The organism is Rothia sp. HMSC065C03, from assembly GCF_001837295.1.
Lineage (GTDB): Bacteria > Actinomycetota > Actinomycetes > Actinomycetales > Micrococcaceae > Rothia.
The window spans coordinates 46,156-72,785 of the sequence record NZ_KV832005.1 but is presented as its reverse complement, the minus strand read 5'-3'; the positions used below and the strand labels follow the sequence as shown (position 1 = coordinate 72,785).

Annotated in this window: 21 protein-coding genes; 20 read left to right on the top strand and 1 reads right to left on the bottom strand. The window is 61.6% G+C overall.

The window, feature by feature from the left end; genetic code table 11:
* Positions 1-104 precede the first annotated feature (104 nt).
* The 18 genes from ispG (at position 105) to HMPREF2605_RS04845 (ending at position 22,599) form a co-directional block, all read left to right on the top strand.
* Entirely contained in the window at positions 105-1,247 is a 1,143-nt protein-coding gene (gene ispG, locus HMPREF2605_RS04930) for a flavodoxin-dependent (E)-4-hydroxy-3-methylbut-2-enyl-diphosphate synthase (RefSeq protein ID WP_044142245.1), read from the top strand.
* 191 nt (positions 1,248-1,438) lie between these two features.
* Complete coding sequence (locus tag HMPREF2605_RS04925) at positions 1,439-2,632, top strand: GNAT family N-acetyltransferase (protein ID WP_246828166.1); 1,194 nt, start codon at positions 1,439-1,441, stop codon at positions 2,630-2,632.
* Positions 2,633-2,743: 111 nt separating this feature from the next.
* Positions 2,744-4,588: a proline--tRNA ligase gene (locus tag HMPREF2605_RS04920; RefSeq protein WP_070604795.1), complete on the top strand. Its 1,845-nt coding sequence runs from the start codon at positions 2,744-2,746 to the stop codon at positions 4,586-4,588.
* Positions 4,589-4,674: 86 nt separating this feature from the next.
* Complete coding sequence (gene rimP, locus HMPREF2605_RS04915; protein WP_049356023.1) at positions 4,675-5,346, top strand: ribosome maturation factor RimP; 672 nt, start codon at positions 4,675-4,677, stop codon at positions 5,344-5,346.
* 109 nt (positions 5,347-5,455) lie between these two features.
* The gene (nusA, locus tag HMPREF2605_RS04910; RefSeq protein WP_070847193.1) at positions 5,456-6,541 is read left to right on the top strand and encodes a transcription termination factor NusA; all 1,086 of its coding nucleotides are present in this window, start codon (positions 5,456-5,458) and stop codon (positions 6,539-6,541) included.
* Between the two features lie 253 nt (positions 6,542-6,794).
* The gene (locus HMPREF2605_RS04905) at positions 6,795-7,136 is read left to right on the top strand and encodes a YlxR family protein (protein ID WP_070847191.1); all 342 of its coding nucleotides are present in this window, start codon (positions 6,795-6,797) and stop codon (positions 7,134-7,136) included.
* A gap of 219 nt (positions 7,137-7,355) precedes the next feature.
* The gene (gene infB, locus HMPREF2605_RS04900) at positions 7,356-10,184 is read left to right on the top strand and encodes a translation initiation factor IF-2 (protein ID WP_070847189.1); all 2,829 of its coding nucleotides are present in this window, start codon (positions 7,356-7,358) and stop codon (positions 10,182-10,184) included.
* A gap of 172 nt (positions 10,185-10,356) precedes the next feature.
* Complete coding sequence (gene rbfA / locus HMPREF2605_RS04895) at positions 10,357-10,797, top strand: 30S ribosome-binding factor RbfA (RefSeq protein ID WP_005507090.1); 441 nt, start codon at positions 10,357-10,359, stop codon at positions 10,795-10,797.
* Positions 10,798-11,892 carry a tRNA pseudouridine(55) synthase TruB gene (gene truB, locus HMPREF2605_RS04890; protein ID WP_070847187.1) on the top strand — a complete coding sequence of 365 codons (1,095 nt, stop codon included), beginning with the start codon at positions 10,798-10,800 and terminating at the stop codon, positions 11,890-11,892.
* Between the two features lie 192 nt (positions 11,893-12,084).
* The gene (locus tag HMPREF2605_RS04885) at positions 12,085-12,822 is read left to right on the top strand and encodes a DUF4345 domain-containing protein (protein ID WP_049338490.1); all 738 of its coding nucleotides are present in this window, start codon (positions 12,085-12,087) and stop codon (positions 12,820-12,822) included.
* Between the two features lie 262 nt (positions 12,823-13,084).
* Positions 13,085-14,101, top strand: a complete 1,017-nt coding sequence (locus HMPREF2605_RS04880) for a bifunctional riboflavin kinase/FAD synthetase (RefSeq protein ID WP_049345127.1) — start codon at positions 13,085-13,087, stop codon at positions 14,099-14,101.
* Between the two features lie 261 nt (positions 14,102-14,362).
* Positions 14,363-14,821: an S-ribosylhomocysteine lyase gene (locus HMPREF2605_RS04875; RefSeq protein WP_049341699.1), complete on the top strand. Its 459-nt coding sequence runs from the start codon at positions 14,363-14,365 to the stop codon at positions 14,819-14,821.
* On the top strand, positions 14,821-15,714 hold the full coding sequence (gene mtnN / locus HMPREF2605_RS04870; protein ID WP_049341700.1) for a 5'-methylthioadenosine/S-adenosylhomocysteine nucleosidase: 894 nt from the start codon (positions 14,821-14,823) through the stop codon (positions 15,712-15,714). Before HMPREF2605_RS04875 ends, mtnN begins: the two co-directional genes overlap by 1 nt.
* A 233-nt stretch (positions 15,715-15,947) precedes the next feature.
* Positions 15,948-16,286 (top strand): hypothetical protein, encoded by a 339-nt coding sequence (locus HMPREF2605_RS04865; RefSeq protein WP_049344379.1) that lies wholly within the window; start codon positions 15,948-15,950, stop codon positions 16,284-16,286.
* Positions 16,287-16,539: 253 nt separating this feature from the next.
* Complete coding sequence (locus HMPREF2605_RS04860) at positions 16,540-17,946, top strand: amino acid permease (RefSeq protein ID WP_070847185.1); 1,407 nt, start codon at positions 16,540-16,542, stop codon at positions 17,944-17,946.
* A gap of 263 nt (positions 17,947-18,209) precedes the next feature.
* On the top strand, positions 18,210-18,479 hold the full coding sequence (rpsO, locus tag HMPREF2605_RS04855; protein WP_005507098.1) for a 30S ribosomal protein S15: 270 nt from the start codon (positions 18,210-18,212) through the stop codon (positions 18,477-18,479).
* Between the two features lie 368 nt (positions 18,480-18,847).
* Positions 18,848-21,067, top strand: a complete 2,220-nt coding sequence (locus HMPREF2605_RS04850; protein ID WP_005507901.1) for a polyribonucleotide nucleotidyltransferase — start codon at positions 18,848-18,850, stop codon at positions 21,065-21,067.
* Between the two features lie 200 nt (positions 21,068-21,267).
* The gene (locus HMPREF2605_RS04845; protein WP_070678502.1) at positions 21,268-22,599 is read left to right on the top strand and encodes a M16 family metallopeptidase; all 1,332 of its coding nucleotides are present in this window, start codon (positions 21,268-21,270) and stop codon (positions 22,597-22,599) included.
* A gap of 231 nt (positions 22,600-22,830) precedes the next feature.
* Here HMPREF2605_RS04845 and HMPREF2605_RS04840 read toward each other — a convergent pair whose 3' ends face one another.
* Positions 22,831-24,777 carry an acyltransferase family protein gene (locus HMPREF2605_RS04840; protein WP_070847184.1) on the bottom strand — a complete coding sequence of 649 codons (1,947 nt, stop codon included), beginning with the start codon at positions 24,775-24,777 and terminating at the stop codon, positions 22,831-22,833.
* A gap of 253 nt (positions 24,778-25,030) precedes the next feature.
* Between HMPREF2605_RS04840 and dapB the strand changes: the two genes are divergently transcribed.
* Positions 25,031-25,801 carry a 4-hydroxy-tetrahydrodipicolinate reductase gene (gene dapB / locus HMPREF2605_RS04835; protein ID WP_070847182.1) on the top strand — a complete coding sequence of 257 codons (771 nt, stop codon included), beginning with the start codon at positions 25,031-25,033 and terminating at the stop codon, positions 25,799-25,801.
* Between the two features lie 9 nt (positions 25,802-25,810).
* Positions 25,811-26,473 carry a tetratricopeptide repeat protein gene (locus tag HMPREF2605_RS04830; protein WP_070847180.1) on the top strand — a complete coding sequence of 221 codons (663 nt, stop codon included), beginning with the start codon at positions 25,811-25,813 and terminating at the stop codon, positions 26,471-26,473.
* Positions 26,474-26,630: the final 157 nt, after the last annotated feature.

Here is a 26,630-nt window from a genome sequence, read left to right as displayed (position 1 = left end):
TGCTTTCTTTCGCGTCAGTGGCACAATAAAAAGTTGAACGAAGGATGCGTCGTACGTCCTTCATAACCCATGTATGGAGGAAAACCTTGTCGGTCAGCCTTGGTATGCCGAAGCCCGCTCCCGCGGTTCTGTCCCCGCGTCGTAAGACTCGCCAGTTTAAGGTGGGTTCTGTCGGTGTTGGTTCTGAATCTCCGATTTCGGTGCAGTCGATGACGACCACTAAGACCCACGACATTGGCGCGACTCTGCAGCAGATTGCTGAGTTGACCGCTGCCGGTTGCGATATTGTGCGTGTGGCGTGCCCGACTGATAAGGATGCGGAGGCTCTGCCCATTATTGCGAAGCAGTCCCGTATTCCGGTGATTGCTGATATTCACTTCCAGCCGAAGTACGTGTATGCGGCTATTCAGGCTGGTTGCGGTGCTGTGCGTGTGAACCCGGGTAATATCCGTAAGTTCGATGACCAGGTGAAGGAAATCGCTCAGATGGCTTCGGACCACGGCGTTTCTCTGCGCATTGGTGTGAATGCTGGTTCGCTGGATAAGCGTCTGTTGGAGAAGTACGGTAAGGCTACTCCGGAGGCTCTGGTTGAGTCTGCTGTGTGGGAGGCGTCGCTCTTTGAGGAGCACGGTTTCCGTGATTTCAAGATTTCTGTGAAGCATAATGACCCTGTGGTGATGGTGGAGGCGTACCGTCAGCTGGCTGAGCGCGGTGACTGGCCCCTGCACCTGGGTGTGACTGAGGCTGGTCCGGCGTTCCAGGGCACTATTAAGAGCTCGGTGGCGTTCGGTACTCTGCTGTCTCAGGGTATTGGCGATACTATTCGCGTGTCGCTGTCTGCTCCTCCGGTTGAGGAGGTGAAGGTGGGCACCAAGATCCTGGAGTCGCTGAACCTTCGCCCCCGTAAGCTGGATATTGTTTCTTGCCCGTCGTGTGGTCGTGCGCAGGTGAACGTGTGGGAGCTTGCTGAGAACGTGACTAAGGGCCTGGAGCACATGAAGGTTCCGCTGCGTGTTGCCGTGATGGGTTGCGTGGTGAACGGTCCGGGTGAGGCTCGTGAGGCTGACCTGGGTGTGGCGTCCGGTAACGGTAAGGGCCAGATTTTCGTGAAGGGTGAGGTCATTAAGACCGTGCCTGAGGATCAGATTGTTGAGACTCTGATTGAAGAGGCGACCCGTATTGCTGCTGAGATGGAGGCTTCGGGCGAGTATGTTCCCGAGGGGTCCCCGGCTGTTTCGGTGAGCTAGTTAGCTTTTGTGCGCGGAGGCGCCCTGGTGAGGGCGCCTCCGCGCTTTTCCGGTTATGTCCGGTTATGGTGGTGGCAGGCTTGGTGCTTGCCGCTGCTGGTTGTGGCCGCAGGATCCGGTTGCTTTTTCGGGGTGCGTGTCCCCGTATTTTCACTTATTTTTGTCGCTCTTTCTCTATCACTCAACAGGTCATGTTCACTCTTTTTTCTCGCCGCCGTAAGGCTGATCGTGCCCGGCGTGCTGCTGTTTCGTCGATGGATTCTTCCCCTATGCCTGATCGCGTGAAGGAACACGTTTTTGCTCTGGATGCTCGGTGGTGCGATGAGCTGGAGGAGGTCCTGTTTAGTGACCCGGTCCCGAATCTGTACTCCATTGAGCATTATTTGGCGTGCCCTCTTCCGGTGAGGTCCCCGCGTATTCCGCTGCACTACTATCAGGGTTTTGTGGGCTGTGAGCGCGATGGGCAGTTGTGCTGTGTGCTTTTGTTGGGTTCGAATGTGGTGCCGGTGCGGCTGTGCGGTGCCGCGGTCGAACATGATGTTGCCGAACATGTAGAAACCTCTGATACCCCCGCTCTGGATGCTACGGCGCTTGCGCATCGTGACGCGCTGGCTCAGCTGCTACTGCAGGTGGGTTCTCGTCTGGATTCCATGTTCGGTGAGAGCGCCTTCGTGATGCCCCTGTGGACGCGCATGCAGGAGCTGTGTGAGCAGACTCGCGGCGGTAAGAGCCCGCTACTGCAGATGCTACAGCCGAGCCTGGGTGACGGTTGTGATCACCGTGCGCGGGTTCTGTCGGAGCGCCCCAATCAGCCGCTGCTGTATCTGCCGCCGGAGAAGGACCTCGCCCGCTTCTACGAGGCGGAGCTTCCTGAGCTGCCGGCGCACCTGCCCGCGCTCTTCAAACCTGCCGAAGCCCCCGCCGGTGCTGTCCAATTCAGCGGTGAGGCTGCCGGGTATGCGCGCCTTGCCACCTCCGCGGACCTGGGGGAGCTTCTGCCCGCCGCGGCCGCCATGTTCACCGAGGAGGTCGGCTTCGACCCGATTGCTCGCTACGGTGACGGCTATGCGGCGCGCCTGCGCACGCTCATAGCCGGCCAGCGCAGCGCCATTGTCACCGACGTGAATGGGCGGGTTATCTTCAAGGCGGATGCGGGCATCGTGAACCTGGACGCCGCGCAGGTGCAGGGCGTGTGGCTGCATCCGGACTACCGCGGCTACGGTCTGGCTAAGCCGTTCTTTGCCGCCGCCGCGCAGATTCTGCAGCGCTACTACCCGCATTTGAGCCTGTACGTGAACGACTACAACGCCCGTGCTCTTGCCATGTACCGGGGGACCGGTTGGGAGCAGATTGGGCAGTTCTCGACTATCATTTTCGAGCGCTAAACACGCCGAACCCTAAAACGCTATAAACTTAAAGACGACTGTGCCTATTTACGGCTCACCCGGTGAGCCGCGGGCACCCCACCTAAACCTATCGACCTTTCAAGGAGAATCGTGGTACTTCGCCTTTCCAACCTCTTCGTGCGCACTCTGCGCGAGGACCCCGTAGATGCCGAGGTCGCCAGCCACAAGCTGCTGGTCCGCGCCGGTTACATCCGCCGCGCAGCCCCCGGCGTGTACACCTGGCTGCCTCTGGGCCTGAAGGTACTGCGCAAGGTCGAGAACATCATCCGTGAAGAGATGGACGCTATTGGCGCGCAGGAAGTTCACTTCCCCGCACTGCTGCCCCGCGAGCCCTACGAGGCAACTAACCGCTGGGACGAGTACGGCGATAACCTCTTCCGCCTCAAGGACCGTAAGGGTGCAGACATGCTGCTGGCGCCCACCCACGAGGAAATGTTCACCCTGCTGGTGAAGGACCTGTACTCCTCCTACAAGGACCTGCCGGTCTACCTGTACCAGATTCAGACCAAGTACCGCGATGAGGCGCGCCCCCGCGCGGGTCTGCTGCGCGGCCGCGAGTTCGTCATGAAGGACTCCTACTCCTTCAACATTGACGATGAGGGCCTGAACGAGGCGTACATGGCTCACCGTGCCGCCTACCAGCGCATCTTTGAGCGCCTGGGCCTGGAGATTGTCATTGTGACCGCACAGTCCGGCGCGATGGGTGGCTCCCGCAGTGAAGAGTTCCTGCACCCGACCCCCATCGGTGAGGACACCTTCGTGCGTTCCGCAGGCGGATACGCGGCAAACGTTGAGGCCGTCACCACCGTGGTTCCCGAGGAAATCGAAATCACCGAGGACACCCCGGCGGCACTCGTTGTGGACACCCCCGACTCCGCCACCATTGAGACCCTGGTGGAGCGCATGAACGAACTGCACTCCGAGGTTATCGGCGGCACCCTGGATGCTTCGCAGACCCTCAAGTGCTTCCTGGGCACCGTCATCACCCCCTCCGGCGAGCGTAAGGTCTTCGCCGTGGGCGTTCCCGGCGACCGTGCCGTGGACCTGGGGCGCGTTGAGGTCAACATCGGTGCCCTGCTGGGCATCGGCGGCGAGGTTGAGGTTGAGGCAGCCAGCGAAGAGGACCTGAAGGCATACCCGCAGCTGGTCAAGGGCTACATTGGCCCCGGCCTGAGCCTGGACGCGCCCCTGTTCGGTGCGCACACCGAGGACGAGGATGCGGTAGCTTCCGCAACCGGTATTCCCTTCTTCGTTGACCCCCGCGTGGTGCGCGGTACCCGCTGGGTGACCGGCGCAAACGAAGAGGGCAAGCACGTGGCGAACCTGGTCTTCGGCCGCGACTTCACCGCCGACGGCGTCATTGAGGCGTGCGAGGTGCGTGAAGGCGACCCGGCACCGGACGGCTCCGGTGAGCTGGTGGCAGCCCGCGGTATCGAGATGGGCCACATCTTCGCCCTGGGCCGCAAGTACGCTGAGGCACTGGGTCTGAAGGTTCTGGACCAGAACGGCAAGCTGCAGACCGTGACCATGGGCTCCTACGGCGTGGGCGTGACCCGCGCACTTGCCGCTATCGCCGAGGGCAACCACGACGAGAAGGGCCTGATCTGGCCGCGCAACCTGGCACCGGCAGACGTGCACATCGTCGTTACCGGCAAGGACGCAGCATCCCACGAGTACGCTGAAAAGCTCAGCGCATCTCTGGAATCCGCCGGCCTGCAGGTCATGCTGGACGACCGCCCGAAGACCAGCCCCGGCGTGAAGTTCGGCGACGCCGAGCTGCTGGGCGTGCCCACCATCCTGGTGATTGGTCGCGGCTTCAAGGACGGCGTGCTGGAGCTGAAGGACCGCCGCAGCGGTGAGGCTCGCGAGGTGTCCGTCGAGAACGCGGTGGCTGAGGTCATCGCTGAGGTGCGCGCGCCTAAGGCACGCCACTAGCCCGCTAAGACGTAAAACCGTCGCCACCTGCCCCGCCTCCCCGGAGGTGGGGCAGGGTAGCGGCGGAAGAATGAAAGAAGAGAACTATGGCATATAAGCCGAAGCGTTCTGGCTCTAAGAAGAGCGCCCCGAATGCGCGCGCTCGCCGTGCCGCATCCCGCGTGGCGAATGGTGTGAACGCTCCCCGCACTCGCGCTGATAGCGAGCCCGTGGTGGAGGCACCGGTGCGCGTGGGTACCCGCGCGATCCGTGAGGAAGAGGTTGCCGAGGCGATTGCCCCGGTTATCTCCGAGTTCTCGCTGGTGCTGGAGGGCCTGAAGATTTCGGGCCCGGCGGCGAACCGTACCGTGAAGATTACGGTGGACTACACCGCTGAGCGTACCGATTCGCTGTCGCTGGATTCCCTCGCGGAGATTTCCGGTGCGATTTCGAGCGCCCTGGACCGTGCGGATGAAAACGACGAGTTCTTCCCCTACGAGCTGGAGGTGTCCTCGCCTGGTGCTACCCGCGCCCTGACTGAGCGCCGCCACTGGGAGCGTGCCCGTACCCGCCTGATTGCGGTCACCGCACCCGACGGCACCGAGTACCTGGCGCGTCTGCACGAGGTGCAGGATGAGGGTCCGGTGCTGGCTCGTAAGAAGAACACGAAGAAGGGCCAGAAGGAGTCGTACCACGAGCCGAGCTTGCTTCCGTGGGAAAATATTGCTTCTGCTCACGTCGAGATTGACTTCAATTCGCCCGCTGAGCCGGTAGAATAGAGTTATTAAAGCTTCAGGCACGGGGTGTTCCGTGTCAGGTATATACCGTTCGGGAGCCGGGGCGCATTGAGCGTCCCGGCGCCGTGCTAACTGGGAAAGGCTGAAAAGCGTGGAGGATATTAAAACTATTGACCTGGGCGCACTGCGCGCATTGGCGAAGCAGCGCTCTCTCGTCATGGAGGAGCTCTTCACCCTGGTTGAGAACGCCCTGCTGCTCGCGTACATGAAGCAGCCCGGCGCCATTAAGGGTTCTCGTGCCGTCATCGACCACACCACCGGCGAGTTCGTCATTCTGGCTCCTGAGCTTGATGAGGACAACCAGAAGATTGACGAGTTCGACGATACCCCGAACAACTTTGGCCGTATCGCTGCCGCAACCGTCCGTCAGGTGCTTTCGCAGCGTCTGCGTGACGCTGAGGACGCATCCGTTCTGGGTGAGTTCAAGGACCGTGAGGGCACCCTGGTGTCCGGCGTGATTCAGCAGGGCAACAACCCGCGTATGGTTCAGGTTGACCTGGGCACCGTTGAAGCTGTTCTGCCCAGCAACGAGCAGGTTCCGGGCGAGAAGTACCCGCACGGTACCCGCCTGCGCGCCTACCTGGTTGAGGCTCGCCGCGGCCCGAAGGGTCCCTCGATTGTGGTTTCTCGTTCGCACCCGAACCTGGTTCTGCGCCTGTTCGAGCACGAGGTTCCCGAAATCTCTGAGGGCCTGGTTTCCATTAACTCCATCGCACGTGAAGCTGGCCACCGCTCCAAGATTGCTGTGTCCGCGAAGAACCCGACCATTAACGCTAAGGGTGCGTGCATCGGCGATATGGGTGCCCGCGTGCGTGCGGTTGCTGCCGAGCTGAACGACGAGAAGATTGACATTGTCGACTACTCGACCGATCCGGCAACCTTCATCGCTGCGGCGCTGTCCCCGGCGAAGGTCACCGAGGTCATTATCGCGAACCCGCGTGAGTACTCCGCTCGTGCCGTGGTTCCGGATGACCAGCTGTCCCTGGCTATCGGCCGTGAGGGTCAGAATGCACGTCTGGCAGCGAAGCTGACCGGCTGGCGTATCGATATTCTCTCCGAGTCCAAGTACGCTCAGGTTCGTGCCGAGGAAGAGGTTGCAGCTCGCGTGGCTCGTAGCCTGGCTGAAGAAGCTGCAGTTGAAGAGGCAGCAGAAGAGTCCGCACAGAACGCTGAATAAGCATTAGCCCCGGTGAGGGGCGTATCCCGCGGCGTATCCGTTTGATGCAGGCGCAAGATATCGGGCAGGTACGTGCCCGGTGTTCTTGCGCCTGCGTCACAGTTTTGCCCATGATTCTTAAAAACGGGATACACTATTAAGATGTGCCGGTGTGTAACCGGGCGCTTTAACGCGCCCTCGCACACACCGGATAGAGCATCACGAATGTACTGCGAACGCGGTTCTGCACACACGCTAGAGAGGGGAGAGGACCATGAGCAATCACGACCTCACCGCAACCTCCGAAGCAATTGAAGGACCGGTCCGCACCTGCATCGGATGCCGTGCCCGCGATGAACAGCGCAACCTGCTGCGCATCGCCCGCACACCCGTCACGTCTGCTACCGAGCAGGCGGACACCCCGCCCTATCAGCCCGATACGGCGGGAACTATGCCCGGACGAGGCGCTTGGATCCATCCGAGCGAAAAGTGCGTAGCCGCTCTGCAGAAAAAGAACGGTCTGGCGCGCGCCTTCAAAAAAGCGGTCCCTGCAGCCCAGCTGCAGGCGTGCTGCGAGCAGATTCGAGCCGTGATTGCGGACTCGACCCCCTCGTAGACGCTTTTCGGGTATATGCCCTCTGTAAGTCAACGAGTTTGACGACTTCTTATCTGAAAGCGAGTCAGAAAACTGATGGATATCTAATGAGTGCCGCGAAATGAGTACCCTTTCGTGCTCACCCACCGGCAATTTCACGAATTGGCGCGCCTTCGGGCGTGCACCCCGTAAACATTAGTGTCCGCACCATTCCCGGTGCGGACCGGGAATGGAGAAAATTTGGCTCAGCCTCGAGTACACGAGTTTGCTAAAGAAGTAGGCGTACCTTCCAAGGAAGTTATCGCCAAGCTCAAGGATATGGGCGAGTTCGTTAAGAGCTCCTCTTCCACCCTGAACCCCATGGTTCTGAAGAAGCTGCGCGCGGAATTCCCCGCCGCAGCCGTTAAGCCTGCCGCAAAGGCAGGTCCCGCAGAGTCGGCCGCTAAGCCGGCTCCCAAGCCCGCAGCGGCAAAGCCTGCCGCTAAGCCGGCACCCAAGCCCGCAGCGGCTAAGCCTGCCGCTAAGCCGGCACCCAAGCCCGCAGCTGAGAGCGCAGCTCCCAAGCCTGCAGCAGCTAAGCCCGCCGCAAAGCCGGCAGCAGCACCCAAGCCCGGCGGCCCCCGCCCGGGTAACAACCCCTTCGCATCCCAGCAGGGCATGGCACGCCCCGAGGCAGCACCGAAGCCGGCAGCACCCAAGCCTGCCGCTCCGAAGCCCGGCCCCAAGCCCGGTCCTCGCCCCGGTAACAACCCCTTCGCATCCCAGCAGGGTATGAAGCGTGGCGGCGGCGACTCCCAGCGTTCCGGCGGTCCCCGTCCGGCACGTAACGGTCGTCCCGGTGGCAACGGTGGCGCACGTCCCGGTGGTAACGGTGGTCCTCGCCCCGCGGGTGGCGCACGTCCCGGTGGTAACGGCGGTCCTCGCCCGGCAGGTGGCGCACGTCCCGGTGCACCCCGTCCGGCTGGCGGCGGCGGCGCACGCCCGAACCCCTCGATGATGCCCAAGGTTTCCAACGTTGGTGGCGGCGCGTCCGGTTCCAACAACGGTGGCGGTAACGGCGGCGGCGCACGTCGCGGCGGCGGTTCCGGCGGCTTCAACCGCGGTCCGGGTCGTCCCGGCCCCGGCGGTCGCGGTAATGCACAGGGTGCATTCGGTCGCGGCGGCTCCAAGCGTAAGGGCCGCAAGTCCAAGGCAGCTCGCCGCCATGAGCAGGAGCAGCTGAACGCACCGGCACCCGGTGGCGTGGTTGTTCCTCGCGGCGACGGCTCGACCGAGATTCGTCTGCGCCGCGGCGCGTCCATCATGGACTTCGCTGAGAAGATTGGTGCAAACCCGGCATCGCTGATTACGGTTCTCTTCCACCTGGGTGAGATGGCTACCCAGACTCAGTCCCTGGACGAGGAGACCTTCGAGCTGCTGGGTGCCGAACTGGGTTACGTCATCAAGATCGTTTCCCCGGAGGATGAGGAGCGCGAGCTGCTCGAATCCTTCGACATCAACCTCGAAGCCGAAGCAGAAGCTGAGGGCGAGGACGTCCTGGAGGTTCGTCCCCCGGTTGTTACCGTCATGGGTCACGTTGACCACGGTAAGACCCGCCTGCTGGACGCTATCCGTAACACCAACGTCATTGAGGGTGAGGCCGGCGGCATTACCCAGCACATTGGTGCATACCAGGTCCACACCACCGTTGAGGGTGAAGACCGCGCGATTACCTTCATCGATACCCCCGGTCACGAGGCGTTCACCGCTATGCGTGCCCGTGGTGCGAAGGTCACCGACGTGGCAATCCTCGTGGTCGCAGCTGATGACGGCGTTATGCCCCAGACCGTTGAGGCACTGAACCACGCACAGGCAGCTAACGTGCCGATCGTGGTTGCTGTGAACAAGATCGATAAGGAAGGCGCGTCCCCGGAGAAGATCCGTGGCCAGCTCACCGAGTACGGTCTGATCCCCGAAGAGTACGGTGGCGACACCATGTTCGTGGACGTCTCCGCTCGCAACGGCACCAACATCGACGAGCTGCTTGAGGCTGTCACCCTGACCGCTGACGTGCTCGAACTGACCGCTAACCCGAACAAGGAAGCACGCGGCGTTGCTATTGAAGCAAACCTGGACAAGGGCCGCGGTGCGGTTTCCACCGTCCTGGTTCAGTCCGGTACCCTGCACGTCGGTGACGCTATCGTTGCCGGTGTTGCTCACGGTCGCGTTCGTGCAATGTTCGATGAGAACGGTCAGGCTGTGAAGGAAGCTGGCCCGTCCCGCCCCGTTCAGGTGCTGGGTCTGTCCACCGTTCCTCGTGCAGGCGACACCTTCCTCTCCACCGAGGAAGAGCGCACCGCTCGTCAGATCGCTGAGAAGCGTGAGGCTGCTGATCGTAACGCTCAGCTGGCTAAGCGTCGTAAGCGCGTGACCCTCGAGTCCTTCGATGCCGCTGTGGCTGAGGGCAAGATGGACACCCTGAACCTGATCATTAAGGGTGACGTCTCCGGTGCTGTGGAAGCACTGGAAGAGTCCCTGATGAAGATCGACGCCGGTGGCGACGAGGTTCAGCTGCGCGTCATCCACCGCGGTGTGGGTGCTATTACCCAGAACGACGTGAACCTGGCTACCGTGGACAACGCGGTCATCATCGGCTTCAACGTCCGCCCGGCAGAGCGCGTTGCAGAACTTGCCGACCGCGAAGGTGTCGAGATGAAGTTCTACTCGGTCATCTACCGTGCGATTGAGGAAATTGAGCAGGCCGTCAAGGGTATGCTCAAGCCCGAGTACGAGGAAGTGGAGCTCGGCTCCGCAGAGATCCGCGAGGTCTTCCGCTCCTCCAAGTGGGGCAACATCGCAGGTTCGATCGTCAAGAACGGCATCATCAAGCGCAACGCCAAGGCACGCCTGGTGCGCGACGGTTCCGTGGTGGCAGACAACCTCACCATCGAGTCGCTGCGCCGTTTCAAGGACGACGCTACCGAGGTTCGCGAAGGTTTCGAGTGTGGTATTGGCCTCGGCTCCTTCAACGACATCAAGGAAGGCGACATTATCGAGACTTGGGAGATGCGCGAAAAGCCGCGTGTCTAAGACTCACACGCTGATGCGCCCGTCACCCGCTAGTGTTCCCGCACCCGCAGGCTTCTAAAACTGGAGCCTGCGGGGCGGACGCTGGCGGGGCGGGCGCTTCCGCATTACCTGGAACGCCTCCGTAACACCCCGAGTGTTCGCGGAAGCACCACGAGATTTCAAGGAGAAACACATGGCTGATGCAGCCCGCGCGGCACGACTTGCCGACCGCATCAAGGTAATTGTGGCGAAGGCGCTGGAGCGTCGTGTTAAGGATCCCCGCCTCGGTTTTGTGACCATTACCGATGCCCGCGTGACCAACGACCTGCAGCACGCAACCCTGTACTACACCGTGTTCGGCTCCGAAGAGGACGCCGCAAACACCAAGAAGGCGCTGGAATCCGCTAAGGGTATTCTGCGCGCCGAGGTGGGTAAGAACATCACTGCCCGCCTGACCCCCACCCTGACTTTCGTCGCTGACGAGGTTCCCGAGAACGCCTTCCACATTGAGGCGCTTCTGCGTGAGACTCGCGAGCGCGACGCCGCCCTGGCTGCTGCAGCTGAGGGTGCCGAGTACGCTGGTGAGGCTGACCCCTACAAGAAGGACGAACCTGCCGAGGGTGAGGACGCCTAAGTGGCGAAGAAGCAACCTCAGGGCCCGTCCGGCCTGATGGTCATTGATAAGCCCGCCGGGATGAGCAGCCACGACGCAGTCTCTCAGATGCGTCGTATTGCTGGCACCCGGCGGGTCGGTCACGCCGGTACGCTGGATCCCGCCGCGACCGGCGTGCTGATTTTGGGCATCAATAAGGCGACGAAGCTGCTGACCTACCTGGTCGGTCAGGATAAAACCTATGACGCGACGATTCGCTTAGGGCTTGAGACGCTGACCGAGGACGCCGAGGGTGAACACACCGCCGCGCATCCTGATGCCGTCGAGGCGCTGACCGGTTTGGACGCTGAGCAGATGCGTGCGCGCATCCTGGAGGCGGTGGCGCAGCTCAGTGGCGATATTCTGCAGGTTCCTTCTGCGGTGTCCGCTATTAAGATCAACGGTGTTCGTTCGTATGCGCGTGTGCGTAGCGGTGAGCAGGTTGAGTTGGCGGCGCGTCCGGTGACGATTAGCGAGTTCACGGTACATTCCATCAACCCTGGTTTTGCCGAGTACGTGATTGAGGACCCCGAGAACGAGGGCGAACACGCGGCAACCTCGGTTCCCGTGATCGACTGCAAGGTGACGGTTTCGTGCTCTTCGGGCACCTATATTCGTGCCCTGGCACGTGATTTGGGCAAGATTCTGGGCACCGGTGGCCACCTGACGGCTCTTCGCCGTACCCGTGTGGGCGCGGTGGTGCTTGAGGATGCCGCCGATTTGGCGCAGTTGAAGCAGCGCCGTGAAGAGTCAGCAAAGCTGGAAGATTTGCCGCTACTTCCCCTGGAGGAGGCGGCACGCCGCATCTTTGGTGCGCGTGAGCTCTCCGCCGCGGAGGCGAGCGATATTTCCTACGGGCGCCGTATTAGCCCCAGCGGTGACGGTTCCGTGGTGAAGCGTTCCGTGCACGCGAGCGCGGATGAGTCCGGCGCGGTGCAGCATGCCAGCGTTGAGGGTATTGTGGCGGGCTTCGCCCCGGACGGTACCCTGGTAGCCCTGTTGGAGAATAAGAAGCAGCGCGGGAAGGTGCTGGCCGCCCCGGTGCTGGTTTTTGAGGCGAATCGTTCCTTCAACTAGGCGTTGAAGGCTTATGATAGGCGAAGAAGGTTCGGTGTTTGCGCCTGCCCAAACCTGGTTTGCCCAAATCTATCTGATTCAGCGCCCTGTTGAAGGTGCCCCCTATTCATTCAATGCGCTAACGTATATACAACCCCTGAACACACATGACTACTCGTGCGGGTGCCGCCCGGCCCTGCTGAAGGAGAGAAGATGAGCGAGAACCAGAGCTCTGCTAAGAAGGCGAGTGAGCCTCGTACCGCGCCGGTACCCCGCGTGGAGTCTGCACAGGCTGAAGCTACCGTAACCGGGGCTGCTACTCAGAGCGGTGCCGCGAAGGCTGCCGGTGCTAAGAACGCTGAGCCTATTTCTGCGGCGAAGGCACCCGAGGGTGTTCGCGTAGCCGCACCGGCGTCCGGCGATAAGGCGTCGCAGAAGGCCGATAAGAAGGCTGAGAAGAAGGCAACCCGCGAGGCGTTTGCCCGCCCCAAGAGCCTTGAGGAGGCGGCTAAGCCTCAGAACCGTGCGGCGTTCCGCGCGGCGGTGGCGCTGTACGGTCTGTTCATGATTGCGTACGGTGTGTGGCAGGTTCTGGGCGGTGTCCGCGTCATTCCGGATGCGCCTCAGGACTTTGCGAACGCCTCGGTGCAGTCGAACTACGTGTTCTTCGCGGCAGCCTATGTGGGTGTGGGCCTGTCCTTCGTGTTCATTGCCCTGAAGTTCAAGTGGGTGAACATGCTCGTGTTCTCCTGCCTGGTGGTTTTTCTGGGCGGCGTGGGTCGTATCCTGTCGTGGGCGTTCTTCGGCACCCCGCACTGGTCGCTGATTGTGCTGATGGTGACTGAGCTTGTGATTCCTCCGTGCCTGCTGGTGTGGTACGGCTGGATTAACAAGTCCAATAAGATTCGCGAGGAGATGCTGAAGGCTTCTCGTAACCAGGCTCGTAAGTAGTCGTAACGCCCGGGAAGGTTCCTGCCGCACGGTGGGGTGCCTGCCCGGGCTTTCTTCTGGGCGGGTGCTGCGCATGGATTTTCCAGGTGCGGAGGCTGCACAGTTGCGTGCCAGATACCCCGCCGCATCCGCAAAGGTAGGGGAGAGAGCACCGCCTGCGAGGGGCACCGTTCCATTCCCTGTTGATTCCCGTTTTGAATTCTGCATCCTGCCGCCTGTGGTCTAGGATGGTTAGGTACATTTATCTTTTTCAGGAGAGCCCGTGACCCTCTACACCGCTTTGAGCGAGGTCCCCGCCGGCTACGGCCCCTCGGTCGTGACCATCGGCAATTTTGACGGCGTGCACCGTGGACATGCCCGCGTGATTTCGCGCGTGGTCTCCCTTGCTGAAGAGCACGGTTTGAGCTCTATCGCGGTCTCTTTTGACCCGCACCCGATGCAGGTGCACCGTCCCGAGGCGGCCCACCACGACATTATGGGTCAGGGCTCGCGCCGCTACTTCATGTGCCTGCTGGGTCTGAACGATTACCTGCTGCTGAACTACAACCTGGAGTTCGCTGCGCAGACCCCCGAAGAGTTCGTGAAGTCCACCTTCGTGGATGCGCTGAACGCGCGTTTCGTGGTCATCGGTGACGACGTGCGCTTTGGTAACAACAACTCCGGCGACCTGAACACCATGCGTGAGCTGGGGGAGAAGTACGGCTTTGAGGTGGTTGTCGTTGAGGATCTGATGGTGGATGAGAACACCCGCTGCTCCTCGACCCGCATCCGCCAGCTGCTGCTGGAGGGCGATATGCCCGCCGCAACCGAGCTGCTGGGTCGCCACCACATGATGGCTGGTGAGGTCGTACACGGTCTGGCGCGCGGCCGCGAGTTGGGCTTCCCGACCGCGAACCTTGAGCTTGAGGCGCGAGGCCTGATTCCCGCCGACGGTGTGTACGCCGGCTGGCTCGTGGACGAATCCGGTAACCGTCACCCCTCCGCTATTTCGGTGGGTACGAACCCGACCTTTGACGGTATTGAGCACCGCCAGGTTGAGGCGCACGTGATTGACCGCCCGGAAGAGCGCGTGGAGGATTTCAACCTGTACGGTCAGCGTGTGCTGATTGAGTTCGTGAAGCGTCTGCGTCCCATGGTGGCGTACACCGGTGTTGAGGCGCTGATTGAGCAGATTAACGATGATGTGGTGCAGACCCGCGAGGTGCTGGCTGAGGACGCGAAGAACTACTGCCCGCCGGAGTGCCCGGTGCAGGCGGAAGTGAAGCATCCCCAGCTCTAACCCCACCACGGGTAACCCAGCCACAGGGCGCCGCAGCCTGCATTTTCTGCGGTGATGACGTGTGATGCCCCGGCGGTAAGATTTTCGGATCTGCCGCCGGGGCTTTTGCGTACCCGACCGGACGGGCAAAAGCGGGCACCTTCTTCGCGCCTGACCGCCTGCGCCTCCGAAGAAACAACCCGCGCCGCACGCCTTGATGTCCTGCGCCTCCCGTGAGGCACCCCTGTTTTAGTCGTCCTCGTTTTAAGAGAAGATAGAGTCATGGAAAAAATGAACGTCGAATCCTTCAACCTCGACCACCGCGCCGTAGCAGCACCCTACGTGCGTATCGCAGACCGCAAGATCCTGCCCGGTGGCGACACCCTCATCAAGTACGATATCCGCTTCACCCAGCCGAACACCGCGCACCTGGAAATGCCGACCGTGCACTCCATCGAGCACCTGAGCGCCGAGCACATGCGCAACCACACCGACCGTCTGATTGACTTCTCCCCGATGGGCTGCCAGACCGGTTTCTACGCGCTGACCCTGGGCCTGGAGCCCGAGGATTTCTTCCCCATCCTGGAAGCAACCCTCAACGATATCCTCAACGCGACCGAGGTTCCGGCAGCGAACGAGGTGCAGTGCGGTTGGGGTGCCAACCACACCCTCGAAGGTGCGCAGGCTGCGGCTCGCGAGTTCCTCGCGGCACGCGATGAGTGGGCTCAGGTGATGGCGTAATGAGCGCACAGATCCCTGATGCTTTCGCATCCGCCTTCAACCCGGTGGACTTTGACCCGAACGCTTTCGACCCGGCTGAGGCATTCAACAGCATGTTTGAGCTGATGGACGGCATGTCCAACGCCATCATCATTCAGGTGGCTATGGATGAGGAGCTCGCACCCTTCCTGAAGGTGACCGAGGAGCTGCAGCCCTCCTTCACCGAGGGTGCGGCGGTATTCCACCCGCGTTACCTGCAGGTGGGCGAGGACCAGGTTCCGCTGCTGCTGGTTCGCTCCAAGATTGGTCTGGTGAACGCGGCGAGCGCCGTCACCGAGGCGATCAGCTACTCCTCGAACTGCCTGGGCGTCATCAGCGCAGGTACCGCCGGCGGTTTGGCTCGCGGCATTAACGTGGGCGACGTGCTGATTGGCGAGAACTACACCTACACTGACGCCGACGCGACCGCGTTCGGTTACGCGCGCGGTCAGGTTCCGGGCATGCCCGAAAGCTACGACGGTCAGGCGGATGAGTGGCAGGATGCTCTGGAGCATGCGCTCGCCGCACTGGAGCCGGTGCGTGAGCAGGCTGAGAGCGTGTGGGAGGTGCGCCGCGGCCAGATGCTGGCGGGTAACTCCTTCGTGACCGCTCACAACGTGAAGGACACCCGCGAGGCATTCGAGGGCGCCATCAGCACCGACATGGAGACCACCGCGATTGCACAGGTCTGCCACAACTACGAGATTCCGTTTATCGGAGTGCGTTGCGTGTCTGATCTGTGCGGCCCGGAGGCCGACCAGGACTTCCACCTCTCCGTGGATGTTGTGGCTCCTCGTTCGGCTCGTTACGCGCTGCAGCTGGCTGCTGAGCTGTGGACCGAAGCGCAGCTGGAGGCGCTGGAGCTGGCTCTCTAAAGTTCTAGAGCATGCGGCACGAAGTGAGCTCGCATGCGGCAAGTGCCGGGGCGTGAACCTGACGGGTTTGCGCCCCGCTCTTTGCGCCCCGGTCCTTTTATGCCGGTCTTTTTGTACTGGTTTTTGTACCCCAGTCTTTTTCTGATTAGGCACTTTGATGTACCCGGTCCGTAAGAAACGCAGAAATATTAACCGTGGTGAATATACATTCTGTGTGTCGTGGAGTACTATGAATGAGGAAACTGTCCGATCTCACAGAGGAGTACGTCGTGAAGTTCTGCCCGACTCTCGCCTCCGTCACCGGTCTGCTCGGTGGCTACAAGGTTGCATCTAGCACCGGCATCCGCCCGCTCGGTGGCGCTATCCTGGCACTGTGCGGTGCCGTGGCTTACAAGAATTGGAAGCGTAAGGCTGGCGCAGGCCGTGCCACCTTCCTCACCGCTGTCTACCTCGGCGCGTTCGGCGCCGCTCATCCGCTCGCCAAGAAGCTTGGCGCGTGGCCTGCAGTCTACACTGTGACTGCTGCAACCGCTCTGTGCTCTATCGTCATTGGACGTAAGCGACAGAAGTAGTCTTTGACGAAAAAGACGGCGGAAAGGCAACGTTGCCTTCCCGCCGTCTTTTGCGTTCCCTCCCACCGTGCAGGCTGGGTGGGGATGCGCCGGGGCGATGCGCGAAGGCAACACTTTCTGCGCATCGCCCCATCACTCGATGGGGAGTGAATCAACCGGTACCGCTCTCAGCCACCTGCTGAGCTGCGGCACCGCCCGATACGTTTCCCCGCCACCGGCGGGTACACCCCACGAGGTAAAGGAAAAGAAGAAGATGAATACCACTCCGGACTCATCCCCGGTACAGCAGGGCGTAGCTGAGGCTACCTCCGAGAGCCCGCAGCTAGCGCGTGGACTCTCCCTGCGTCACATCATGTTCATCGCCCTCGGCTCCGCCATCGGCACCGGTCTGTTCTACGGCTCGGCATCCGCCATTCAGCTGGCGGGCCCCTCCGTGCTACTTGCCTACGTTATTGGCGGCGCGGCAGTGTTCATGGTGATGCGCGCAATGGGCGAACTCGCCCTGGCGCACCCGGTCTCCGGAGCGTTCTCCGAATACGCGACCCGCTACCTCGGACGCTGGGCTGGTTTTGTGACCGGCTGGACCTACGCCCTGGAGATGGCGCTGGTCGCCATTGCGGACGTCACCGCCTTTGCCGTGTACATGAAGTTCTGGTTCCCGAACAGCCCCTCCTGGATCTGGATTGTCTCGGTTCTGCTGATTCTGCTCGCCATTAACCTGGCGAAGGTCAAGGCGTTCGGTGAAACCGAATTCTGGTTCACCCTCGTGAAGGTCAGCGCCATTATCGCCATGATCGTTGGCGGCGTGGTTCTGCTCTTCGTGGGCGTGCAGGCACACGACTCCGTGGCGCCCTCGGTTACGAACCTCTGGGCTCTTGAAGGCGGCTTCTTCGCGAACGGTTTTACCGGCTTCCTCGCCTGCTTTACCGTGGTGATGTTTGCCTTCGGTGGTATTGAGAACATCGGTATTGCCGCCGGTGAGGCGAAGGACCCTCGCACCTCGATTCCCAAGGCGATTCGCACGGTGCCGTTCCGCATCCTCATCTTCTACATTCTGACCCTGTCGGTCATCATGTCCCTGTACCCCTGGTACTCGGTGACCAAGGCGAACTCGCCGTTCGTGCAGATCTTTGAGGGTCTGGGCATTCCGGCTGCCGCTTCGATTCTGAACGTGGTCATCATTACCGCCGCTATCTCTGCGCTAAACGCGGACGTGTACGGTGCCGGCCGCATGATGTACGGCCTGGCGAAGCAGAACCTGGCACCGGCGTCCTTTGCGAAGGTTACGAAGAACGGTGCGCCCTGGATGACCACCCTCATCATGGTGCTGGTCATGGCGGTCGGCGTGATTGTGAACGTGCTCTTCGAGAACGCGTTCGAGGTGGTCGCTTCCCTGGCGACCTTCGCGACCGTATTCGTGTGGGTCATGATTCTGCTGGCGCACATTGCCTTCAAGCGCAGCGGCGCCGATACCGAGGCGCAGCCGGTACGCCAGCCCCTGTGGCTGAGCTACCTGGCGTTGGCGTTCATGATCTTTATCGTGGTGCTCTTCGGCTGCTTCACCGATACCCAGCTGGCGCTGGTAATGGGCGCAATCTGGTGCCTGTTCTTGCTGGTCTACTACCGCCTCGTGGTTGTGCGCGCTCGCGCTGAAGCGTAAACATCGAATAAACGTAGAGCCCTCTGAATAAACGTAGAGCCCGGCGTGAGAACCCGGCTGTGAAGCCCAGCGACCGGTAGTGTGATGAGCTACCTGTCGCCGGGCTTCTGCTCACCCTTCCACGAAAGCGCCCCGGTAGCGTAGAATGGGAAGAACGCGTCTGCAGTCCGCAGTAGACGACGTGTATTTACAGGGCGTAAGCCCACCACCCGACGGCAACCGTCCGTACGGGACGTATGCGGTACTAACTCTAGGAGTTAAAAGTGGCACTGGATCCCGCTGTCAAGCAGGCAATCATCAAGGAATACGCAACCCACGAGGGCGACACCGGTTCGCCCGAGGTTCAGATTGCAGTTCTGTCTCGTCGTATCGCCGACCTGACCGAGCACCTGAAGTTCCACAAGCACGATCACCACTCCCGTCGTGGCCTGATGATCCTTGTTGGTCGTCGCCGCAACATGCTCGGCTACCTGAAGAGCGTCGACATCGAGCGTTACCGTTCGCTGATCGAGCGCCTGGGTCTGCGCCGATAAAACAGGAGCGTCTTGACGCTTTTGTGGTGATTAATCGCCTTTAGGCGGTGTGTGCGGACGTGCTGTCAGCACTACCAACCCTCCAACACGGAGGCGGGTAGCGCCAGCGCGTCCGTACTGCCGCGTTGAGGGGCGCATCTTCCGCTCGCTAGATTCCAACGCCGAGTGAGAAGATGCCGCCTCACCTGAAAGAAAGAATACGGGCCGTGCCGGCACACACGCCGCGGTCCTCGGTAGCGAATTACGGAACAACACCACCCCACAATCTCGCCGATAAAAGTCGGGTATAAGTAGGGGAGCGGTGCCGTGGTTTCCTATCGAAGGCCGACTCGTGCGCCGTACGGCCTGCCAAGAAGAAAGAAGGAACCGTGGAAGGTCCCGAAATCAAGTTTGCTGAAGTCGAAATCGACAACGGCATTCACGGTAAGCGCCACGTGCGCTTTGAAACCGGCCGCCTCGCAAAGCAGGCTGCTGGCTCCGTCCTCGTCACCATCGATGACGAGACCACCCTGCTCTCCGCAACCGCAATCGGCAAGTCTCCCCGTGAGGGCTTCGACTTCTTCCCGCTGACCGTGGACGTGGAAGAGCGCATGTACGCAGGCGGCAAGATCCCCGCATCGTACTTCCGCCGCGAAGGCCGCCCCAGCACCGAAGCAATCCTGGCAGCCCGCCTGATTGACCGCCCGCTGCGCCCCGCCTTCACCAAGGGCATCCGCAACGAGGTGCAGGTCGTTGTGACCGTCCTGACCTACGAGCCGGACGAAATCTACAACACCTTCGCAATCAACGCTGCATCCGCATCGACCTCCCTGTCCGGTGCGCCGTTCAACGGCCCCATCGGTGGCGTGCGCATGGCACTGATTGACGGCCAGTGGGTCTGCTTCCCCAAGTACTCCCAGTTGGAAAACGCTGTGTTCGACATGGCTGTTGCAGGTCGTATCGTCACCAAGGCTGACGGTACCGAAGACGTCGCCATCATGATGGTTGAAGCAGAAGCAACCGACAACTCCTGGAAGCTCATCAAGGAAGACGGCCAGACCGCCCCCACCGAAGAGATCGTCGCAGAGGGCCTGGAAGCAGCTAAGCCCTTCATCGCAGCACTGTGCAAGGCACAGGCTGACCTGGTGGCTCGCGCAGGCAAGCCCGCCCTGGAACTGCCCTTCTTCGGCGGCCACGGCGAAGACGTCGACGCAGCAGTTGAGGCATTCGCAGCAGACCGCCTGGCAGAGGTGTACTCCATCGCTGGCAAGCAGGAGCGCGAAGCCGCAGCAGCTGAGCTGCAGGAAGAGCTCATGGAAGCTCTCACCGGCGAAGGTAAGGAATTCGAAGAGCGCTCCAACGAGGTCTCCGTGGCATTCGCTGCCCTGACCAAGCACGTGGTTCGCCAGCGCATCCTCACCGAGCAGGTCCGTATTGACGGCCGCGGCCTGACCGACATCCGCCAGCTCACCGCTGAGGTTGAAATCCTGCCCCGCGTTCACGGTTCCGCTCTCTTCGAGCGCGGCGAAACCCAGATCATGGGTATCACCACCCTGAACATGCTCAAGATGGAGCAGCAGCTGGACTCCCTGCACCCGGTCAAGTCCAAGCGCTACATCCACCACTACAACTTCCCGCCGTACTCCACCGGTGAGACCGGCCGCGTGGGTTCGCCCAAGCGCCGCGAAATCGGCCACGGTGCACTCGCAGAGCGCGCAATCACCCCGGTGCTGCCCTCTCGCGAAGAGTTCCCCTACGCAATCCGTCAGGTCTCCGAGGCTCTGGGCTCCAACGGCTCGACCTCCATGGGCTCGGTCTGCGCATCGACCCTGTCCCTGCTGAACGCCGGTGTGCCGCTGCGCGCACCCGTTGCAGGTATTGCAATGGGCCTGGTCTCTGACGAGGTTGACGGCGAGACCCGCTACGCAGCCCTGACCGACATCCTCGGGGCGGAAGACGCACTGGGCGATATGGACTTCAAGGTGGCAGGTACCTCCGAGTTCGTGACCGCTATCCAGCTGGACACCAAGCTCGACGGTATCCCCGCATCCGTGCTCGCTGGCGCGCTGACCCAGGCACGTGAGGCTCGCCTGCACATCCTCGAGGTGCTCGTCAGTGCGATTGACGCGCCGGACGAGATGAGCGAGTTCGCACCGCGCATTATTTCCGTGAAGATCCCGGTTGCCAAGATCGGTGAGGTCATCGGCCCCAAGGGTAAGATGATCAACCAGATTCAGGAAGACACCGGCGCAGACATCTCCATTGAGGACGACGGCACCGTGTACATTGGCGCAGCTGACGGCCCCTCCGCCGAGGCTGCCCGTGCGGCAGTGAACGCTATCGCTAACCCGCAGGTTCCCGAGGTGGGCGAACGCTACCTGGGTACCGTGGTGAAGGTGACCGACTTCGGTGCGTTCATCTCGCTGACCCCCGGTAAGGACGGCCTGCTGCACATCTCCGAGATGCGTAAGCTCAACGGCGGCAAGCGCGTTGTTGACGCTGAGGACGTTGTCTCCGTGGGCCAGAAGGTCCAGGTGGAGATCACCAAGATTGATGACCGCGGCAAGCTCTCGCTGGCACCGGTCGTTGAGGGTGGCGACGACGAGTAGTCGTAACCCCCGCTAAGTGATGAGGGGCGTTCGGCGCACCCGGTGCGGTTCATTCCCCGCCGGATGCACCGGGCGCCCCTTCGCTGTGCTTGCCCTGCATCTTTTGATGCTCACCCGCCCCACCAACTGTGGGACTGCCTACAGGTAGTGGGGCGGGAATGCTTACCTTCAGACGTACCTGTTGAAAGGTTCTTCTCTCTATGTCTATTTCCCTGCCCGTCGAGCTTGAGGCCATCGCCGAAGAGCTCAACTACGAGCACGGCCGCCTCATCTACGAGGGTGTAGGCGGTAACGAGGTGCGCCGCTCCATCCTGCCCGGTGGCGTACGCGTGATTACCGAAAAAATGCCCGGTACCCGCGGCGTATCCATCGGATTCTGGGTGGGAGTCGGCTCCCGCGACGAAGCCCCCGGCATGCTCGGCTCCACCCACTTCCTGGAGCACCTGCTGTTCAAAGGCACCGGCACCCGAACCGCCCTGGACATCGCATCCTCCTTCGACGCGGTAGGCGGCGAATCCAACGCCCTGACCGCTAAAGAGCACACCTGCTACTACGCGCGTGTGCTCGACGATGACGCACCCATGGCGGTGGACGTCATCACCGATATGGTCACCAACGCCCTGCTGGACCCGGCTCACCTGGAGCAGGAACGCGGCGTGATCCTCGAAGAGATCGCCATGGACCAGGACGACCCGACCGACGTTGCTTTTGAGAACTTCGTGGAGCAGCTCATGGGTGAGAACCCGTTGGGCCGCCCCATTGGCGGTACCCCGCAGGAGATTACTGAGGTGCCGCGTGACGCCGTGTGGGAGCACTACAAGCGCTACTACACCCCGGACCGCCTGGTCATCTCTGCTGCCGGTTCGCTGGAGCACAGTACCATGGTCCGCCTCGTGCTGGAGGCGCTGACCCGCTACGGCTGGAACCTGCAGGAGGGCGTGGCACCGGCACCGCGTCGCGTACGCACTGATAGCGGCATCGTTCCGCTGAGCGAGCTGCGTGAGGTGGAGAAGGGCTTCGAACAGACCAACATTGTGATGGGCTGCCCGAGCATTATCGCCGGTGACGACCGCCGCTACGCGATGAGCGTGCTGACCAGCGCGTTCGGTGCGGGCATGTCCTCGCGCCTGTTCCAGGAAATTCGCGAGAAGCGCGGCCTCGCCTACAGCACCTTCGCGTTCTCCGGTGCATACTCGGATGCAGGCTACTTCGGCATGTATGCGGGCTGCCTGCCCGCCAAGACCGAGCAGGTGCGCGAGGTCATGGGCTACGAGTTCGATAAGCTCGCCACCGCCGGTATTACCGAGGAGGAGCTGACGAAGGTCCGCGGCCAGCTGGCTGGCTCCACCGTGCTCGGTAGCGAAGACTCGGGCTCGCGTATGTCCCGCCTGGGCCGTGCCGAGCTGGATTCCGGTCTGTTCACCAGCACCGACGAGCTGCTGGAGAAGATTCGCGCGGTCTCCCTGGAAGAGGTCCGCGACCTGGCGGCGTACCTGGGTGAGCAGCAGATGATTACCACCATCGTGCGCTAACCCCTGAACATCCCTAACGCACAACGCTGATAAGGCATAGAATGCCCGTTCCCACACCCCATCTGAGGGGGAGGGAACGGGCATTTTGTATGTATCGGCACCTATCAAAGAGATGCCTCCAAGAAGCGCTTCCGGGTGCTCTGCCGCCCATGCTCTTGACGCTCAGCATGAGCGGCAGAACCCGAAAAGTTACCACTGAGAGTTACCTCAGCGCGTTACTTCTGCGCGTTATTATTTCTGCGCCTTGGCAATAGCTTCCATCAGCACCTGGGCGTAGAGCTCCTGACCGGCAGCTTCCGGGTGAACGCCGTCGGAAGCGAGCAGACCGCTCTGAGTCTGCAGAGCCTGGCGGATCGTAGAGTTCCAATCCGCAATAATCACACGATCAGAATGCTGAGCCGCAAACTCACGAATCTTACCGTTCGAGTAGTCAATCCAGGTCAGGTTGCGTGGACCGTAACCGGTGACCAGCACCAGCTTAGAATCGGCAGGCATAGCCGCCAGAACCTCGTCGAGCTGACCGTCCAGAATGGTCGAGTTTGCGGTCACCGACAGCACGAAGGTCTTACGAATCTGGCCGTTGGCACCCATGGATTTAATAATCGGCAGGGCCTTGGCAATGGTGCGTGCTTCCTGCGCGTCAATAGTTGCTTCGGGCATCTTGTCGTACAGCTCGGGGGATACCGCCACCACAATGGAGTCACCCACAATGGTCACCTGCGAAGAGTTCACCGAACCGGTTGCAGCCTTCGACGCCGAGGGGCTTGCCGAAGCCTTCGCGTCCTTGCCCGCAGCGCTCGGGCTTGCAGATGCGCTCGCAGCCTGCGCCTCCTGGCGTGCCTTCAGACGCTCAGCGGCGGCACGCTTGCCGTCCTCAACGGACTGCTGGGCGGTGGTCATCGCCGGAGCGGTGTGTACCGCCAGACCGGTCGAAGCAGCCGCCACAACAGCGGCAAGAGCCACCGAAACCGGCAGGAACTTGGTGCGAGAGGACTGGAAAGCCGCCACCGCACGGTTAGCGCTACCGCGGAAACCGTAGCGGCGGATCGGGGTCTCAACCCAGCGGTACGACATCTCCGCAATGGCGAAGGTCGCCACCAGAACACCCACGTTCACCAGCGGGGAACGGTCCGCACCCAGCAGGTAGTGCATGACCACGGCAAGCGGCCAGTGCCACAGGTACAGGCCATAGGAACGTTCGCCCACCCAGCGCAGGGGAGCGAAGTTCAGCAGGCGGCGCAGCATCTCGGAGGCACCAGCGAGCATATCGGGGAGCATACCCTGAATCACGCCCAGCGCCAGCAGGGAGGCGCCGAACAGACCCCAGGGAATCGCGCCGGGTGCCGACTCGGGAACCAGAATCGCGTAGGGAATCAGCGCGAACAGGGACAACCAGCTAATCATGACGCGGGCGAACGCGACCAGACCGAAGGGCTGGGCTACGCGGTACAGTACGGACTGCTGCAGCGGCGGGTACAGCGACCAGGGGCGCGCGAACGCCAGCAAGGCGCCGAGGAGCAGGCCGTAGAGGTGCGTGTCGGTGCCGTAGTAGACGCGGCTGATGGGCGCGCCGGACATCAGAAGAGCGGTAGCAACGCTCAGTGACGCAATAATGCCCAGCACCATGACCACGCTAAAACGACGCCAGCGGCGGCGCAGCAGCAGGCCAGCAGCAACAATCAGCAGCGGCCAGACCACATAGAACTGTTCTTCCACCGCCAGCGACCAGAAGTTCGTGAAGAGCTCCGGGGAGGTCTGCGCGAAGTAGTCGTTACCGGCAAAAATGGAGATCCAGTTGGATGAGAAGGTTGCCGCACCGGCAAGCTGACGGCCCAGGTTCACCTGAATATCGCCGCCAATGAGCAGGCTGACCGGGCCGAGGACCAGAATCAGCAGGGTAATGGCGGGAAGCAGTCGGCGGGCACGGCGAATCCAGAAGCTGCCCAGGGCAATCTTGCCGGTGAGCGCACCCTCCCGCAGAAGCAGAGAGGTAATCAGGAAGCCGGAGATGACGAAGAAGATATCCACGCCAATCATGCCGCCGGGTAGTACGGTGGGCCAGAAATGGTACACCATCACGAGGAGCACAGCGATTGCTCGCAGGCCGTCCAGACCCGGCAGAATATAACGCCGGTTAGCCTCATCTGGACGCACGGAGGTGGTAAAGAGGGACTTCATACTGTCAAAGCACTCCGTAGGATGGAAAATAAAGAAATACTTCCTAATTATATGTTCGCTACCTATAGATAACGTATTAAACGGCTTGTATGACGGTCAGATTACTTCGCTTTTATGCCGCTAAGGTTCCGCAGCGTATCTCATAGCGTGTGTGCGATGGCGTGCGCCGCGCCCACACGGGGGATAATAGAGGCTGTACGTCACAGCGTCTGCCCCATCGTCGGGGTGCTAACAAGTTACGGAGGAGAGAATCATGACCCACGAGGTTGACGAAAAAATCTGGAAGGTAGCGGTACTCGGTGCCGCGGGCCGCATGGGTTCCGAGGCGGTGCGCGCCGTCAACACCTCCGCAGACATGGACCTGGTGGCGGCGCTGGGCCGCGGCGACGACCTGCAGGAGCTGGTCGATGCCGGTGCAGAGATTGTGATTGACCTGACCGTTCCCGAATCCAGCGAGGCGAATGTGCGCTTTGCGGTGGAGCACGGCATGCACGCTGTGGTGGGTACGACCGGCTGGACCCCCGAGCGTCTTGACTCCCTGCGCGAGCTGCTGGCGGAGCACCCCGAGGTGGGTGTGCTCATCGCCCCGAACTTTGCGATTGGTTCGATCCTGGCAACCGAGTTCGCGGCGAAGGCGGCACGCTACTTCGAGTCGGTAGAAATCATCGAGATTCACCACCCGAACAAGGTGGATGCCCCCTCCGGCACCGCCGTGCACACCGCCCGCAAGGTTGCCGCCGCCCGCGCGGAGGCTGGCGTGGGTGCAAGCCCGGACGCCACCACCTCCGACCCTTTGGGTTCGCGCGGCGCCGTGATTGACGATATTCACGTGCACGCGGTGCGTCTGCGCGGCATGGTGGCGCATCAGGAGATTCTGCTGGGTGACCCCGGTCAGCAGCTGGTGATTCGTCACGATTCCTTTGACCGTGCCTCCTTCATGCCCGGCGTGTTGCTGGGCGTGCGTGAGGTGGCGGCGCATCCGGGTTTGAGCGTGGGCTTGGACGCCTACATGGATTTGTCGTAGGGGAGCGTTATGTCTGAACAGACTTCACCCGAGAACTCGCAGGTATCTTCCGAGGCTCCTAGCCCCTGGTGGACGTCGCTGCGCCTGTGGACCGTCTGCGCATGCGTGCTGATGGTTCTGACCGTGCTGATTCTTCCGCTGCCGCTGACGGCGCGTGCCTCTATTCTGGGCGTGCTGATTTTTAGTGCCGTCTTCGTGACGGTGGATGCGGGCGGATTCGGTAAGACCTTCGCGGCGCTGACCTGCGCGCTGCTGACCCTGTACCTGGTGCATATTGCGCAGCAGGGGTTCGTGATGCTGACCTCCGGCTCTGTGGCGGGCATTGTTCTTGGTGCGGGTATGATCCTGCTTCCGATTCTGGGTGCGTGGGCGCTGGTGCGTGAGGTGCTTTTCGGCGCTCGTATTCAGCGTATGGCTCAGGAGCTGGCGGCTTCAGACGAACTGGCGGAGGATACCCTGCCTCGCACCCCTGCGGGTCGCGTGGATCGTGAGGCTGCGGCGGTGGAGTTTGAGGGCTTCGCGGCGGCGGTTGAGCAGGACCCCGAGAACTGGAAGGCGTGGTTCAACCTGGCGTGCATGTACGATGCCGGTGGTGAGCGCAAGCGTGCCCGCGCGGCGATGCGTAATGCGTGGGCGTTGCGTTCGGGCGGTGCAGCGAAGGGTATGCGGTAGGCGCTGTCCTTGGCAGTCCGTAGCCGGTACCGCATTTAGTTTCGGTATGAGGCTGATAACGCCGAGGCTGTGTGCCCGGTTTCATAGGCTCTCGCGGAAGTACCGCGGGTTTGAAAGAGTCCGAATAGTAGAACACGCATGAAAACTTATGCGTCCT

Bases quoted from the DNA above. Each gene is read 5' to 3' on its own strand.
- HMPREF2605_RS04925 (WP_246828166.1), top strand. From the start codon at position 1,439: ATGTTCACTCTTTTTTCTCGCCGCCGTAAGGCTGATCGTGCCCGGCGT.
- rbfA (WP_005507090.1), top strand. From the start codon at position 10,357: ATGGCTGATGCAGCCCGCGCGGCACGACTTGCCGACCGCATCAAGGTA.
- HMPREF2605_RS04905 (WP_070847191.1), top strand. From the start codon at position 6,795: ATGAGCAATCACGACCTCACCGCAACCTCCGAAGCAATTGAAGGACCG.
- HMPREF2605_RS04845 (WP_070678502.1), top strand. From the start codon at position 21,268: ATGTCTATTTCCCTGCCCGTCGAGCTTGAGGCCATCGCCGAAGAGCTC.
- HMPREF2605_RS04885 (WP_049338490.1), top strand. From the start codon at position 12,085: ATGAGCGAGAACCAGAGCTCTGCTAAGAAGGCGAGTGAGCCTCGTACC.
- HMPREF2605_RS04875 (WP_049341699.1), top strand. From the start codon at position 14,363: ATGGAAAAAATGAACGTCGAATCCTTCAACCTCGACCACCGCGCCGTA.
- HMPREF2605_RS04865 (WP_049344379.1), top strand. From the start codon at position 15,948: ATGAGGAAACTGTCCGATCTCACAGAGGAGTACGTCGTGAAGTTCTGC.
- rimP (WP_049356023.1), top strand. From the start codon at position 4,675: ATGGCATATAAGCCGAAGCGTTCTGGCTCTAAGAAGAGCGCCCCGAAT.
- HMPREF2605_RS04860 (WP_070847185.1), top strand. From the start codon at position 16,540: ATGAATACCACTCCGGACTCATCCCCGGTACAGCAGGGCGTAGCTGAG.
- dapB (WP_070847182.1), top strand. From the start codon at position 25,031: ATGACCCACGAGGTTGACGAAAAAATCTGGAAGGTAGCGGTACTCGGT.
- HMPREF2605_RS04830 (WP_070847180.1), top strand. From the start codon at position 25,811: ATGTCTGAACAGACTTCACCCGAGAACTCGCAGGTATCTTCCGAGGCT.
- HMPREF2605_RS04840 (WP_070847184.1), bottom strand. From the start codon at position 24,777: ATGAAGTCCCTCTTTACCACCTCCGTGCGTCCAGATGAGGCTAACCGG.
- ispG (WP_044142245.1), top strand. From the start codon at position 105: ATGCCGAAGCCCGCTCCCGCGGTTCTGTCCCCGCGTCGTAAGACTCGC.
- mtnN (WP_049341700.1), top strand. From the start codon at position 14,821: ATGAGCGCACAGATCCCTGATGCTTTCGCATCCGCCTTCAACCCGGTG.